Source organism: Roseococcus pinisoli (genome assembly GCF_018413645.1).
In the GTDB taxonomy this organism is placed as follows: Bacteria; Pseudomonadota; Alphaproteobacteria; order Acetobacterales; family Acetobacteraceae; genus Roseococcus; species Roseococcus pinisoli.
The window spans coordinates 1,648,971-1,661,976 of sequence record NZ_JAHCDA010000001.1 but is presented as its reverse complement, the minus strand read 5'-3'; the positions used below and the strand labels follow the sequence as shown (position 1 = coordinate 1,661,976).

Below are 13,006 nucleotides of genomic sequence, written 5' to 3'. Positions count from 1 at the left end.
CCAGCTGGCGGGGCTTCCCGGGCGTCAGGCGGCGGGCCTGCCCCGGGGCAGCCAGCGGTAGCCCGCGAGCCCGATCGCGAGGGACAGGCCCAGCAGCACGAAGCCCACCCGGTATCCCGTCTCGCCGACGCCGACCAGCGCCACGGCGGCGCCCACCGCGGCCGGCAGCAGCGCCGAGCCCAGCACCTGCCCCAGATTCACCGTGGTGATGCCGCGCCCGACCATGTGCTCGGGGAAGAGCGCCCGCCCCTGCGCGACCAGGATGATCGGCGAGGCGGAGAAGAAGCAGCAGGTCATCAGCAGCAGCGTCGCCGCCCAGAGCGGCACGCCGGTCCAGGTCGCCAGGGTGGCCATGCAGGCGATCACCACCAGGGCATAGGCGGTGACGGTGCGCTCGCGCCCCAGCTGGCGCTCGAAGAAGGGCAGCGCGAGCTGGCCGCAGGGCACCGTCAGCCCCATCGCCAGCAGCACGGCGCCGCGGCCCGTCGCGTCGAGGCCATGGACGTCATAGAGGTAAGGGCCGGCCCAGAGCGTCAGCAGCGTCGCCATCACCGCATAGGCCACGCAATGCAGCGACAGGATCCGCAGCAGGCCGGGCGTCTTCCAGACGACGAACTGGCCGGCCAGGACCTCCTTCAGCGTCTCCTTGGGCCGCTGCGGCATGGTCACGCCGGGCGGCGTATCGGCCGCGAAGCGCCACCAGGCGATGCCGACCAGCACGGTCAGCCCCGCGGAGATGAGGTAGGCCCCCCGCCAGCCGACGAGGCCGGACATGAGCGCCAGCGGCGCCCCGGCTGCCAGGATGCCGACCTGGCTCCAGGCGAAGATGCCGCTCATGGCCTTGGTCAGGCCGGGGCCGGCATGCCAGCGGCCGGCCAGCACCACGGCCGACATGAAGCTCGCGGCGCAGCCGAGGCCCAGCAGGAAGCGCGCAGCGAGGAACTGCGCGCCATCCTGCGCCAGCGCCTGCGCCACCGAGCCGATGACCGCCAGGATGGTGAGCCAGGCCACCAGCCGGCGCGGCCCTATCCGGTCGAGGCCCACGCCCACGGGCAATTGCGCGACGAGCAGCGCCATGAAGAAGGCGGTGTTCGCGCTGCCGAGCGCGGTGGGGCCCAGGCCGAGCTCCGCCGCCAGCTCGGGCGCGACCACGCCGACGGCCGCCCGGTGAAATTGCGAGACGGCCGTCATCGCGGACATCGCCGCGCCTACACGTATAACGGGACTCATGCGGTGATCCCGAACTCCGATGAGAGGGCACGCGCGCCCTCGGGTGTACAGGTGAGCCGACGCCGCAGCAGCGTGTCGGACGAAGAGGGTTCGATCCGCCTGAGCCAGTGGCGGCGGGTGAGCATCGAAGTGATCTCCCGCCCCAGCCCGCCCGCAAGATGCGGCCGGCGCTCGGACCAGTCCATGCAGTCACAGGCGAAGCGGGTTGCGCGCCGGGCCTCGACCAGGTCGACGCCGAGCTTGCCGAGGCGCGCCTCGCCCATCTCGGTCGCGACCCAGCCGCCCGGGGCAGCCTCGATCCAGCGGTCGGTCGTGAGGCTGTCGTAGAGCGCCACGCCCAGCCTGCCGGCGAGGTGGTGCCAGCACAGACGGGCCTGCCGGAAGGCGTCGCCATGCGGCCAGGACCGGCGCGGGCTGGTCTGCGGCAGCGCGATCAGGGTCTCCAGCGCGGCCGCGACCTCCTCGCCCGCCAGGCGGTGATAGCGGTGGCGTCCCTGGGCATGGACGGAGACCAGGCCCGATTCGACCAGCGCCTTCAGCTGCCCGCTGGTGGCGGCCGCACCGATCCCGGCCACGCGGGCCAGCTCCCCGGCCGTCAACGCCTCGCCGGGCAGGAGGGCCTGCAGCATGGCCGCCCTCGAAGGGTCGCCGATCAGGTGGGCGATGGTGGCAAGGTTGGACATTTCCGTTCCGATCCTACCGAGTTTGGGAACGGCAACATACTGCCCTGGGAGCTTCTTTGTTTCGGGGGGGACCGAAGGCAGAGCCCGCTCGCCGGCACCGCGATTTGCGGTCAGGATGCCTGGATGAATCGACTGCTTCTCGCCCTCCTCCTGCTCGCCGCGGCACCCCTGCAGGCCGCGGAAATCAAGCTCTCCACCTGGAACATCGCCTGGCTCACGCTCCGGCCGCCGACCGATCGCGCCCTGCCGCGGGACCTGACGCCGCGCGAGCCAGGGGATTTCAACCTCCTCGCGAACTACGCCCGACGCCTCGATGCGGACGTCCTGGCGTTGCAGGAAGTGGACGGGCCGGAGGCCGCCGCCCGCATCCTCGACCCGCGCGACTACAACTTCTTCTTCGCCGACGAGCGCGACATCCAGCGCACCGGCTTCGCCGTGCGGCGCAACCTGCGCGTCATCCGCAATGCCGACCTCGAGGAGCTGGACCTCAACCCGCATGCGCGCTTCTCGCTCCGCCGGGGCACCGACATCACGGTGGAGGTCGATGGGCGGATGCTCCGCCTGCTCTCCGTCCACCTGAAGGCCGGCTGCCGCGAAGCCGCCGACGAGGGCCGCGACTGCGAGACGCTGATGCAGCAGTCGGAAATCCTCGCCGGCTGGATCTCGGCCCGCCGGCGCGAGGGCACGGCTTTCGCCATCCTGGGCGACTTCAACCGCCGCTTCCCGACGCCACGCGACCCGGTGCTGAGCCAGCTGAATGCCGCGGCCCCCCTCACCCGCGCCAATGAGGGCGTCTCCAACCCCTGCTGGTCGGATGCCCGCGGCGGCCGGCCCTTCATCTCCCATATCCTGCTGGGCGGCCCCGCCCGCGGGTGGCTGGTGCCGGACAGCCTCCGCGTCATGATCTATGCCGAGCGCGAGCGTTCCATGCGCCAGCGCCTCTCGGACCATTGCCCCATCAGCGTCCGCCTGCGGGTCGGCTGACATGCACACCTTCTTCCGGATCACCTTCCCGCTCGCCCTGGTCAATTTCCTGAATCAGGCGAGCCGGGCGGTGATGGCCGTCCTCGGCCCGCTCCTGGCGCTGGAATTCGAACTCTCCGCCTCGGATCTGGGGCTGCTGGCGGCGGTGTTCTTTGCCGCCTACGGCCTTGCGCAGCTGCCCGTGGGCCTGGCGCTCGACATCTTCGGCGCGCGCCGCGTCCAGACCGCGCTCGCCCTGACCGCGGGCGTGGGCTTCCTCATCTGCGCACTGGCGGAGGACGTGCTGGCGCTGGGCGCCGGCCGCTTCGTCACGGGCATCGGCGTGGCCGCCGGGCTGATGGCGATGCTCAAGGCGAATACCCAGTGGTTCCCGCGCTCCAAGGTCGCCGCCATGACGGGCAGCGGGGTCTTCATCGGCGGGCTGGGCGGCATGATCGCAACGCTGCCCCTGCAGGCGCTGATCCCGCATACCGGCTGGCGCGGCGGCTTCCTCATCTTCGCAATGCTGAGCTGCGTCGTCGCCCTCTGGATCTGGCTCTCGCTGGACGACGCGCCGCCGGGCCATGTGCCCCCGCCGCGCCGCAGCCTGCTCGCCGAGATCGGCGCCTTCGGGCCCATCTTCACCCACCCCTATTTCCGCCGCTTCGTGCCCGCGATCCTGATGCTGACGACGATGAACTTTGTCTATCAGGGCCTCTGGGCGGGCCCCTGGCTGCGCGACGTCGCCGGGCTCGATCATCACGCGCGCGGCGTCGTGCTCTTCACCTATGCCTGCGGCTCGGCAGTGGGCAGCCTGCTCACGGGCCAGGCAGCGAGCTTCTTCCAGGCGCGCGGCTTCTCGCCCCTGATGGTGCCCGCCATCGCCATGGGCGTGATGCTCGCGATCCAGGCGATCCTGATCCTCGCCCCGCCCTCGGGCGTGCCGGCGCTCGGCTTCATCTGGATGTGCTTCGCCATGGCCGCCTCCGCCGGGCCCGCCGGCTACGCCGCCGTGGGGCAGCGCTTCGGCCCCGAGCTGGCAGGCCGGGTCGCGACCGCGATCAACGCCTCCATGCTCGCGGTCGTCTTCCTTCTGCAGATCGTGATCGGCGCGATCCTGGACCTCTGGCCGCGAAATGCGGCCGGCGGATGGGACGCGACAGGTTATGGTTGGGCCATGGGCCTCACCCTCGCCGTCCAGGCCGCCGTCGTCCTGCATGCCTGGCGGGGCCGCAAATTGCTGGGAGCATGACCGACATGGACATCGAAAAGATCGACATCGAAGGAATCCTCGCGGGCTACCGCATCGAGAAGGGCAAGGGCTTCAAGCTGAAGAAGCACCGCCCCGATGACACCGCGGGGCTCAAGCTCTCCAAGACCGACGCCGCCGCGCTGCTGCACGAGGGGGTCGACCGCCTCACCCTCCAGCAGGACATGCTCTACGCGCAGGATCGCTGGTCGGTGCTCTGCATCTTCCAGGCCATGGACGCGGCGGGGAAGGACGGCACGATCAAGCACGTCTTCTCCGGCGTTAACCCGCAGGGCTGCCACGTGGCCGCCTTCAAGCAGCCGAGCACGACCGAGCTCGACCATGATTTCCTTTGGCGCCACGCCCTGGCCCTGCCTTCCCGCGGCCAGATCGGCATCCATAACCGCAGCTGGTACGAGGAGGTCCTCGTCGCCCGGGTGCATCCGGAGATCCTGACGCACCAGAAACTGCCCCCGAAGCTCGTGACCAAGCGCATCTGGGACGAGCGGCTGGAGGATATCTCCAGCTTCGAGCGCTACCTGGCCCGGCAGGGCATCGTCGTCCTGAAGTTCTTCCTCAACGTCTCGCAGGAGGAGCAGAAGCGGCGCTTCCTCCAGCGCCTCGACGAGCCCGAGAAGAACTGGAAGTTCTCCGCCTCCGACGTGGCCGAGCGCCAGCACTGGGACGACTACATGGAGGCCTACGAGCAGGCGATCGCCGCCACGGCCACTCCCCAGTCGCCCTGGTACGTCGTGCCGGCGGACCGCAAGTGGTTTACGCGGCTCGTCGTCGTCGCCGCCATCAACCGGGCATTGAAGTCCCTTGATCTGCATTACCCGAAGGTCACGGACGAACAGCGCGCGGCCCTCGCCGAGGCGCGCCGCAGCCTGGGCTGAGGCACGCCGTCCCTGGGAATCCTTCGGTTCGCGGAACCGTCACGCAAGCCCGCAACTGCCCGGCCCCGGATGCGTTGAAACCGCGAAAGGCCGCGTCATCCCGGCGCGCCATCTGAGGAGACCACCATGGACAAGGATCGCATCGAAGGCGCCGCGAAGCAGGCCAAGGGCGCCATCAAGGAAGCCGCCGGCAAGGTGATCGGCGACGCCAAGCTCGAGGCCTCGGGCAAGGCCGACAAGGTCGAGGGCAAGGTGCAGAACGCCGTTGGCGGCGCGAAGGATGCCGTTCGCGACGCCACCAAGAAGTAGCCTGCCTCGCGGGCCGGCGGGGAAACCCGCCGGCCCGCGCCCGCATTGACACCGCCGGTCGGAAGATGATCCTGCCGCCAGGACGCCCGCGTTGGGGCGTGACAGCGAAGGCAGTCTTTACATGCGGATTCTGATCCTGGGTGCCGGGGCGCTCGGCGGCTATTACGGGGCCCGACTCATTCAGGGCGGCGCGGCTGAGGAGGTCGCCTTCCTGGTGCGCCCCAGGCGCCAGGCGCAGATCGCGGCCGAAGGCCTCGTCGTGAAGAGCCCGCTCGGCGATTTCAGCCTCCCGGCGAAGACCGTCACGGCCGAGGCGCCAGGGACCGACTGGGACGCCGTCCTGCTCAGCTGCAAGGCCTACGACCTCGATTCCGCCATCGAGGCGATCCGCCCGGCCATGGGGCCGAAGACGGCGGTGCTGCCCGTGCTCAACGGCATGTCCCACCTCGGCACCCTGCAGGCCGCCTTCGGCGAGAAGGCCATCCTCGGCGGCGTCGCCAAGATCGGCGCCTCGCTCAGCGCCGAGGGCCATATCCTCCACATGCAGCCCATCGCCGACATCATCTTCGGCGAGATCGGCGGCGGCACCTCGCCCCGCGTCGAGGCCTTCTCGCGCGCCTTCGCGGCCGCGCCGCACATCAAGTCCACCGCTTCCGCCAATATCGTGGACGAGATGTGGGCCAAGCTGGTCATGCTGGGCTCCCTCGCTGCGCTGACCGTGCTGATGCGCGGCAATATCGGCCAGATCATCCGCGCCGGCGGCCAGGAGCTGATCCTGCGCATGTTCCGGCTCTCCGCCTCCATCGCCGCCGCCAGCGGGCATCCGCTGACGGAAGAGCAGCTGGCCGGCATCGAGCGCAACTTCACCAACCCGAAGTCCACCGCCACCGCTTCCATGTTCCGTGACCTCCTGGCCGGCGGCCCGATCGAGGTCGATCACATCGTGGGCTACCTCGCGGAAGCCGGGCGCCAAGCCGGGCTCGACGTCACGCTGCTCGAGGCGGCGCGGATCAACGGCCGGACCTATGAGGCCCAGCGGGCGGAGGCGGCGCACTGATGGATATCGCGGCGCTTCGCCCCCACGCCCACCTCGTCCTGCGCGAGGCGGCGATTCCCGAGCTGCCGGCGCATTACAGCGGCAAGGTGCGGGAGAATTACGACCTGCCGGACGGCCGGCGCATCCTCATCGCGACCGACCGGCTCAGCGCCTTCGACCGCATCCTCTGCGCCGTGCCCTTCAAGGGCCAGGTCCTGACCCAGACCGCGCGCTTCTGGTTCGAGCGCACGGCGGACATCTGCCCCAACCATGTGCTGGACTATCCCGACCCCAACGTCGTGATCGGGCGCCGGCTGGACATCCTGCCGGTCGAGATCGTGGTGCGCGGCTACCTGGCCGGGACCACCAGCACCTCGGTGCTGACCATGTACAAGGCCGGCCGGCGCGAGATGTACGGGCTGCGCCTGCCAGACGGCATGCGCGACAACGAGCGCCTGCCCCAGCCCATCATCACGCCCACCAGCAAGGCCGGCCACGGCGACCATGACGCGCCGCTCTCGCCGGAGGAGATCCTGTCCCAGGGCCTGCTGACCGCCGCGCAGTGGGAGCAGCTGACCGCCTATGCCCTGGCGCTCTTCGCCCGCGGGCAGGAGCAGGCGGCCGCACGCGGCCTCATCCTCGCCGACACCAAGTACGAATTCGGCACGGATGCCGAGGGCCGCATCGTCCTCGCCGACGAGATCCACACGCCGGACAGCAGCCGCTACTGGCGCGCGGGAAGCTATGACGCGCGCTTCGCCGCGGGCGAGAAGCCGGAGAGCTTCGACAAGGATTTCGTGCGGAACTGGGTGGCGGCGCGCTGCGATCCCTACCGCGATGAGATCCCCGAGATTCCGGAGGAGCTGATCCTCGGCACGGCCGCCGTCTATATCGAGGCCTTCGAGACCATCACCGGCCGGAAGTTCGAGCTGCCCCTCGGCGAGACCTCCGTGCTGGACCGGGTGCGGCGGAATCTGGCGCCTTTCTTCACCAAGTGAGTCCTCGCCTGAGGCTCACCCTTTCTGATAAGCTTCGCCTCCAGCGACACCCAGGAGGCGAAGCCATGCGTCCCAACCGGCATCGCGCCACGTGGCGGGACAACGCCATCGCGGCGCTATTTCTGCTCAGCTTCGTGGCCCTGCCCTTCGCCGCCTGGTCGCAGCACCTCTATTCCTGCGGCGCGGATGATCGCTGGGCCTTCGCGACGGTCGGCGCGATCGTCTTCCCGATCGGCGTCGTGCACGGCACCGGCGTCTGGTTCGGCGTCTGGGGATAGGGCGCAGGCCCTCGTCGGGGCCAGGGCGGGCGGCGTATCGGGGCGAGAGGATTCGAACCTCCGACCTCCTGCTCCCAAAGCAGGCGCACTACCAGGCTGTGCTACGCCCCGCCGTCTCGCACCTTTACGAGCAGCCCGCCGCCGTATCAAGCGCCGGGCCGCAAAGGCGTTTGCCCGGCGGTCTCAGACCGGCGGCAGTACCTTGCCCGGGTTCATCCGCCCGTCCGGATCCAGCGCCGCCTTGATGGTCCGCATCAGGTCGAGCGCCACCGGCGATTTCAGCAGCGCCATGCTCGGCCGCTTGGACTGACCGATGCCGTGCTCGGCCGAGAAGCTGCCGCCGAGCTCCACCGCCAGCTCGCTCACCCGCTCCTCGAAATCGGGCGCGCGCGCCTTCAGCTCGGCATGGCTGGTGCCGGCCGGCGCCTTCATCGACAGGTGGATGTTGCCGTCGCCCATATGGCCGAGCGCGACCATCCGCGCCTCCGGCCAGAGGGAGGCGATCAGCGCCTGGGTGCGCTCGAGGAACACCGGCACGGCCGAGACGGGCACGCAGGTATCCGTCGGCAGGCCCGGTGCCTCGAGGCGGGAGGCCTCGGGGAAGGTCTCGCGGATGTCCCAGAGGTTGCGGCGCTGGGCCTCGCTCTCGCAGATCACCACGTCCTCGGCCTCGCCGGCCTCGATGCCGGCCATGAGCGCGGCTTCCAGCGCCTCGCGCACCGGGATGGCGGCATGGGTGCTGGCGGCCTCGATCAGAACGTACCACTCGGTGCTCAGCGGCATCGGCTCGCGCACATTGGTGCCGTGCTGCAGCGTGATCTCGATGCAGTTGCGCTGGATGAGCTCGAAGGCGACGAGTTCCGCACCGCTCTCCTGGCAGCGTGCGAAGAGGCGCAGCGCCTCGTGCGGGGAGCGCACGGCGGCCAGCGCCGTCTCGCGCTTCACGAGCTGCGGGTACAGCCGCAGCGAGGCCGCGGTGATGACGCCCAGCGTCCCCTCGGCCCCGATGAAGAGATGCTTCAGCGCATAGCCGGAATTGTCCTTCCGGACGCGCCGCAGGTCGTCCAGCACGCGGCCGTCCGGCAGCACGACCTCCACGCCGAGCACGAGGTCCCGCGCATTGCCGTAGCGGATGGTGGTGATGCCGCCCGTGTTGGTGGAGAGCGCGCCCCCCACCATGGCGCTGCCCTGCGCGCCGAAATGCAGGGGGAAGAGGCGCCCCGCCTCGGCCGCCGCGTTCTGCACGGCCTCGATGGTGCAGCCGGCCTCGGCGACCAAGGAGTTGTCGAGCGGATCGACCGAGCGGAAGCGGTTCATGCGCTCCAGGCTCAGCACCACGCTGGCCGGCCCCTGCGACAGGGGCACCGCCGCGCCGCAGAGCGAGGTGCGCCCGCCCGCGGGCACCACTGCGAGGCCGAGCTCGGCGCAGGCGCGCAGCGCGGCGCTGACCTGGGCGGTATCGGCGGGCTTCAGGACGGCCGCCGGCGTGCCGCGATAGACGCCGCGCCAATCCACCGCATAGGGCGCGAGGGCGGCGTCATCACGCACGCAGCCGGCGGGGCCCAGCGTCTGGGCGAGGAGATCGAGAGGAGACATGCCCGCATGCGAAGCCCGCCGGCCGCATCGCGTCAAGAGGAGGGGAGGCGCCGATTCGCTTGACCGTGACGGCCGCCAAGCGGACCATCCATGGCGGATCGTTGGGAGGCGTCGCGTGGAAGAAACCGATGTGGTTGTGGTGGGCAGCGGCTCGGCGGGCAGCGCCCTGGCCGGACGGCTCAGCGAGGATCCCCGGATCCGCGTCACGGTCCTCGAGGCCGGCAGCCGAGACCGCAATCCCTGGCTGCACGTGCCCATCGGCTACGCCAAGACCATGTACCACCCCACCATCAGCTGGAACTACGCCACCGAGGCCGAGGAGGAGCTGGCGGGCCGTTCCGTGCCCTGGCCGCGCGGGCGCGTGCTGGGCGGTTCCTCCGCGATCAACGGGCTCATCTACATCCGCGGCCAGCCCGAGGATTACGACCACTGGCGCCAGCTCGGCTGCACCGGCTGGGGCTTCGACGACTGCCTGCCCTACTTCCGCAAGGCCGAGCGGCAGGAGCGGGGCGCCGATGCCCTGCACGGCGCGGACGGTCCGCTCTCGGTCACCGACCTGCGCGAGAAGGGCGTGCTGGAGCGCGCCTTCATCGATGCCGCGAAGGAGCTCGGCTATCCGGAAAACCCGGACTTCAACGGCCCCGAGCAGGAGGGCGCCGGCTGGTACCAGGTGACGGTGCGCAACGGCTTCCGCTGCTCGGCCGCTACCGCCTACCTCAAGCCCGCGCTGAAGCGGCCGAACCTGCGCGTGATCACCGACGCGCATGTGGAACGCATCCTCATCGAGGACGGGCGCGCGACGGGCGTGGTCTATCGCGTCGGCAACCAGACGCGGACGCTGAAGGCGAGTCGCGAGGTGGTGCTGAGCTCCGGCGCCATCGGCAGCCCGCAGATCATGATGCTCTCCGGCCTCGGCCCGGCCGCGCATCTGGCCGAGATGGGCATTGAGGTGCATCGCGACATCCCGGGCGTGGGCCAGAATCTGCAGGACCACCTGCAGGCGCGCCTGATGTATCGCGCCAACCAGCGCGTGACGGTGAACGAGCGCATGGGCCTGCTCGGCATGGCGCAGATGGGGGCGCAATTCGCGATGACGCGGCGCGGCCCGCTGAGCTTCGCGGCCGCCACCTCCGGCCTCTTCGCGCGCGTCCTGCCGCAGAGCGCCACGCCCGACGTGCAGTTTCACTTCATCCCCTGGAGCGCGGACAGCGTGAAGGAGGGGCTGCACAAGTTCCCGGGCTTCACCGTCAGCGTCTGCCAGCTCCGCCCCGAGAGCCGCGGGGAGATCAGGCTGGCCAGCACCGATCCGCTGGCCAAGCCGCGGATCCACGCGCGCTACCTGACAAGCGAGACGGACAAGCAATGCATGGTGGAGGGCGTGAAGCTGGCCAAGCGCCTGGCTGAGACCCGCGCCCTCGGCCGCTTCATCACCGATCGCTACTCGCCCCCCGAGGACGCGCCGGAGGACGACGACGCCTGGCTCGACTTCGTGCGTCGGACGAGCGGCACGATCTACCACCCCACCAGCACCTGCCGCATGGGCGAGGATGACGCCGCGGTGGTGGACACGCAGCTTCGCGTGAAGGGCGTGGGCAACCTGCGCGTGGCGGATGCCAGCATCATGCCGACGGTGGTCAGCGGGAACACCAATGCCGGCTGCATCATGATCGGCGAGCGCTGCGCCGTGTTCATGACGCGCGCGGCCTAGCCGGCGCGGATCAGGTCCACGAAGGCCCGCAGCCCAGCCGGCATCAGGCGCCGGCTGGGGTAGTAGAGGAAGGGGCCCGGAAAGGGCTCGCACCAGTCGTCCATCACGGGCTCCAGCGTGCCGGCGGCGATATCCGCCTCGCAGTATTCGGAGAAGGTCAGGAGCAGGCCCAGCCCGGCGCGCGCCGCCTGCAGGTGCAGCCGCGTCTCGTTGGCGCCGAAGGGCCCATGCGGCGGCAGCGTCACCACGCGCCCCTGCTTTTCCAGCGTCCAGGGCAGCTCGTTGCCGTGCGGGAAGAGGCGCGAGAAGCGGGCATGCGCCGCCAGCTCCTCCGGCGTCTCGGGCCGGCCCCGGCGGGCGAAGTAGTCCGGCGAGCCCACGATGCGGTAGCGCTGCGGCGCGCCGAGCGGCACCGCGATCATGTCCTGGTCCAGGTTCTCATCGTAGCGCACGCCGGCGTCGAAGCCCGCCGCCACGATGTCGGTGAGGGCCGCGTCGGACACGAGCTCCACCCGCATGCCGGGATAGGCCGCCATGAAGCGCGTCAGCCAGGGCATCAGCCGGAACTCGATGGCGGGCTGCGGGCCATTGATGCGCAGCGTGCCGACCGGGTCACGGCTGAAGCTACCGATATTCGCCACCGCAGCGCCGATCGTGCCGAGCGCGGGCCCGACTTCCCCCAGCAGGCGCGTGCCCGCCTCGGTCAGCGCCACGCTGCGGGTGGTGCGGTTGAAGAGCCGCGCGCCCAGTCGCTCCTCGAGGTCGCGCACCGCCTCGCTGACGCTGGCGGGCGAGAGGCCGAGCTGCAGCGCCGCGCGGCGGAAGTTGCGATGCCGGGCGACGGCGACGAAGAGGTTCAGGCGATTGAGATCCGGCGTCATTGTTCGGATTTTCCTGACGGCCCATTCAAATCTATCAGGATTAATCGAAAGGATCACGGGTCCTAGCCTCCGTTCACACCCAGCGAAGGATGCGAACCATGATCACCCGGCAACTCGGAACCACCGGCCCCACCGTCTCCGCCCTCGGCCTCGGTGCCATGGGCATGTCCGACTTCTACGGCCCGGCCGACCGCGGCGAGAGCATCGCCACGATCCACGCCGCCATGGAGGCCGGCGTGACGCTGATCGACACCGGCGACTTCTACGGCATCGGCCATAACGAGCTGCTGATCCGTGAGGCGCTGCAGGGCAAGCCGCGCGACAAGATGGTCATCAGCGTGAAGTTCGGTGCCTTGCGCGACCCCGCCGGCGGCTGGAACGGCTACGACGCCAGCCCCGCCGCGATGAAGAACGCGCTGGCCCATAGCCTGAACCGGCTGGGCACCGACCATATCGACATCTACCGCCCCGCCCGCCTCGACCCGAAGGTGCCGATCGAGGAGACGATCGGCGCGATGGCCGAGATGGTGAAGGCCGGCTACGTGCGCCACATCGGCCTCTCCGAGGTGGGGGCGGACACCATCCGCCGCGCCCATGCCGTGCACCCCATCTCCGACCTGCAGATCGAATACTCGCTCATCTCCCGCAATCCGGAGCACGAGATCCTGCCGACGCTGCGCGAGCTCGGCATCGGCGTGACGGCCTATGGCGTGCTGTCCCGCGGGCTCATCAGCGGCCATTGGAGCAAGACGCGCGACGCCGCGCCCGACTTCCGCTCCCACAGCCCGCGCTTCCAGGGCGGGAACCTCGATGCCAACCTCGCCCTGGTGGAGAAGCTGCGCCAGGTGGCGGCGCGCAAGGGCGTGACGGTGGCGCAGATTGCCATCGCCTGGGTCGCCGCGCAGGGCACGGACATCGTGCCTCTGGTGGGCGCGCGGAAGCGGGACCGGCTGGCCGAGGCGCTGGGCGCGCTCGACCTCACGCTGACGCCGGCCGATCTCGCCGAGATCGAGGCGGCCGTGCCCAAGGGCGCCGCGGCGGGCGACCGTTACAATGCGCAGGGCATGGTCATGCTCGACAGCGAGCGCCGCTAGGCGCCGCGGTCGGGGCAGCGGAGACGCCGGCGCGGGTGGCGCGCCGGGGCGGGACCGGTGAAAATCGGGAAACCGCTGCCGGGGC

13 protein-coding genes and 1 tRNA gene are annotated in these 13,006 nt (G+C 70.4%); 9 read left to right on the top strand and 5 right to left on the bottom strand.

Annotation, left to right across the window (positions count from 1 at the left end):
* Positions 1-24: 24 nt before the first annotated feature.
* Entirely contained in the window at positions 25-1,200 is a 1,176-nt protein-coding gene (locus KHU32_RS08130) for an MFS transporter (RefSeq protein WP_213669492.1), read from the bottom strand.
* A gap of 26 nt (positions 1,201-1,226) precedes the next feature.
* Entirely contained in the window at positions 1,227-1,913 is a 687-nt protein-coding gene (locus KHU32_RS08125; protein ID WP_213669491.1) for an ArsR/SmtB family transcription factor, read from the bottom strand.
* A 123-nt stretch (positions 1,914-2,036) separates the two neighbouring features.
* On the opposite strand from KHU32_RS08125, the gene KHU32_RS08120 reads away from it, so the two are divergent.
* From KHU32_RS08120 to KHU32_RS08090, 7 genes are all read left to right on the top strand, one after another.
* Entirely contained in the window at positions 2,037-2,897 is an 861-nt protein-coding gene (locus KHU32_RS08120) for an endonuclease/exonuclease/phosphatase family protein (protein WP_213669490.1), read from the top strand.
* A 1-nt stretch (position 2,898) separates the two neighbouring features.
* Entirely contained in the window at positions 2,899-4,128 is a 1,230-nt protein-coding gene (locus tag KHU32_RS08115) for an MFS transporter (RefSeq protein ID WP_213669489.1), read from the top strand.
* Positions 4,129-4,133: 5 nt separating this feature from the next.
* Positions 4,134-5,021, top strand: coding sequence for a polyphosphate kinase 2 family protein (locus tag KHU32_RS08110; protein WP_213669488.1), 888 nt, complete (start codon positions 4,134-4,136; stop codon positions 5,019-5,021).
* 126 nt (positions 5,022-5,147) lie between these two features.
* On the top strand, positions 5,148-5,330 hold the full coding sequence (locus KHU32_RS08105; protein WP_213669487.1) for a CsbD family protein: 183 nt from the start codon (positions 5,148-5,150) through the stop codon (positions 5,328-5,330).
* Between the two features lie 121 nt (positions 5,331-5,451).
* On the top strand, positions 5,452-6,387 hold the full coding sequence (locus KHU32_RS08100) for a 2-dehydropantoate 2-reductase (RefSeq protein ID WP_213669486.1): 936 nt from the start codon (positions 5,452-5,454) through the stop codon (positions 6,385-6,387).
* Entirely contained in the window at positions 6,387-7,364 is a 978-nt protein-coding gene (locus tag KHU32_RS08095) for a phosphoribosylaminoimidazolesuccinocarboxamide synthase (protein ID WP_213669485.1), read from the top strand. Before KHU32_RS08100 ends, KHU32_RS08095 begins: the two co-directional genes overlap by 1 nt.
* A 65-nt stretch (positions 7,365-7,429) precedes the next feature.
* Positions 7,430-7,642 (top strand): hypothetical protein, encoded by a 213-nt coding sequence (locus KHU32_RS08090; RefSeq protein ID WP_213669484.1) that lies wholly within the window; start codon positions 7,430-7,432, stop codon positions 7,640-7,642.
* 37 nt (positions 7,643-7,679) lie between these two features.
* Here KHU32_RS08090 and KHU32_RS08085 read toward each other — a convergent pair.
* Both KHU32_RS08085 and KHU32_RS08080 read right to left on the bottom strand, forming a co-directional pair.
* Positions 7,680-7,753: transfer RNA gene (locus tag KHU32_RS08085), tRNA-Pro, on the bottom strand.
* Positions 7,754-7,825: 72 nt separating this feature from the next.
* Positions 7,826-9,238 carry an FAD-binding oxidoreductase gene (locus tag KHU32_RS08080; protein WP_213669483.1) on the bottom strand — a complete coding sequence of 471 codons (1,413 nt, stop codon included), beginning with the start codon at positions 9,236-9,238 and terminating at the stop codon, positions 7,826-7,828.
* Between the two features lie 115 nt (positions 9,239-9,353).
* Here KHU32_RS08080 and KHU32_RS08075 point away from each other — a divergent pair, with 115 nt between their 5' ends.
* Positions 9,354-10,946, top strand: coding sequence for a GMC family oxidoreductase (locus KHU32_RS08075; protein WP_347265518.1), 1,593 nt, complete (start codon positions 9,354-9,356; stop codon positions 10,944-10,946).
* Here the strand turns inward: KHU32_RS08075 and KHU32_RS08070 are convergent.
* Complete coding sequence (locus tag KHU32_RS08070; protein WP_213669481.1) at positions 10,943-11,827, bottom strand: LysR family transcriptional regulator; 885 nt, start codon at positions 11,825-11,827, stop codon at positions 10,943-10,945. The two genes, KHU32_RS08075 and KHU32_RS08070, sit on opposite strands and share 4 nt — an antisense overlap.
* Before the next feature lie 98 nt (positions 11,828-11,925).
* Between KHU32_RS08070 and KHU32_RS08065 the strand changes: the two genes are divergently transcribed.
* Positions 11,926-12,921 (top strand): aldo/keto reductase, encoded by a 996-nt coding sequence (locus tag KHU32_RS08065; RefSeq protein ID WP_213669480.1) that lies wholly within the window; start codon positions 11,926-11,928, stop codon positions 12,919-12,921.
* Positions 12,922-13,006 lie beyond the last annotated feature (85 nt).

Coding starts and splice junctions, on each gene's coding strand:
- KHU32_RS08100 (WP_213669486.1), top strand. CDS start 5,452: ATGCGGATTCTGATCCTGGGTGCCGGGGCGCTCGGCGGCTATTACGGG.
- KHU32_RS08095 (WP_213669485.1), top strand. CDS start 6,387: ATGGATATCGCGGCGCTTCGCCCCCACGCCCACCTCGTCCTGCGCGAG.
- KHU32_RS08080 (WP_213669483.1), bottom strand. CDS start 9,238: ATGTCTCCTCTCGATCTCCTCGCCCAGACGCTGGGCCCCGCCGGCTGC.
- KHU32_RS08070 (WP_213669481.1), bottom strand. CDS start 11,827: ATGACGCCGGATCTCAATCGCCTGAACCTCTTCGTCGCCGTCGCCCGG.
- KHU32_RS08110 (WP_213669488.1), top strand. CDS start 4,134: ATGGACATCGAAAAGATCGACATCGAAGGAATCCTCGCGGGCTACCGC.
- KHU32_RS08130 (WP_213669492.1), bottom strand. CDS start 1,200: ATGTCCGCGATGACGGCCGTCTCGCAATTTCACCGGGCGGCCGTCGGC.
- KHU32_RS08125 (WP_213669491.1), bottom strand. CDS start 1,913: ATGTCCAACCTTGCCACCATCGCCCACCTGATCGGCGACCCTTCGAGG.
- KHU32_RS08065 (WP_213669480.1), top strand. CDS start 11,926: ATGATCACCCGGCAACTCGGAACCACCGGCCCCACCGTCTCCGCCCTC.
- KHU32_RS08105 (WP_213669487.1), top strand. CDS start 5,148: ATGGACAAGGATCGCATCGAAGGCGCCGCGAAGCAGGCCAAGGGCGCC.
- KHU32_RS08115 (WP_213669489.1), top strand. CDS start 2,899: ATGCACACCTTCTTCCGGATCACCTTCCCGCTCGCCCTGGTCAATTTC.
- KHU32_RS08120 (WP_213669490.1), top strand. CDS start 2,037: ATGAATCGACTGCTTCTCGCCCTCCTCCTGCTCGCCGCGGCACCCCTG.
- KHU32_RS08090 (WP_213669484.1), top strand. CDS start 7,430: ATGCGTCCCAACCGGCATCGCGCCACGTGGCGGGACAACGCCATCGCG.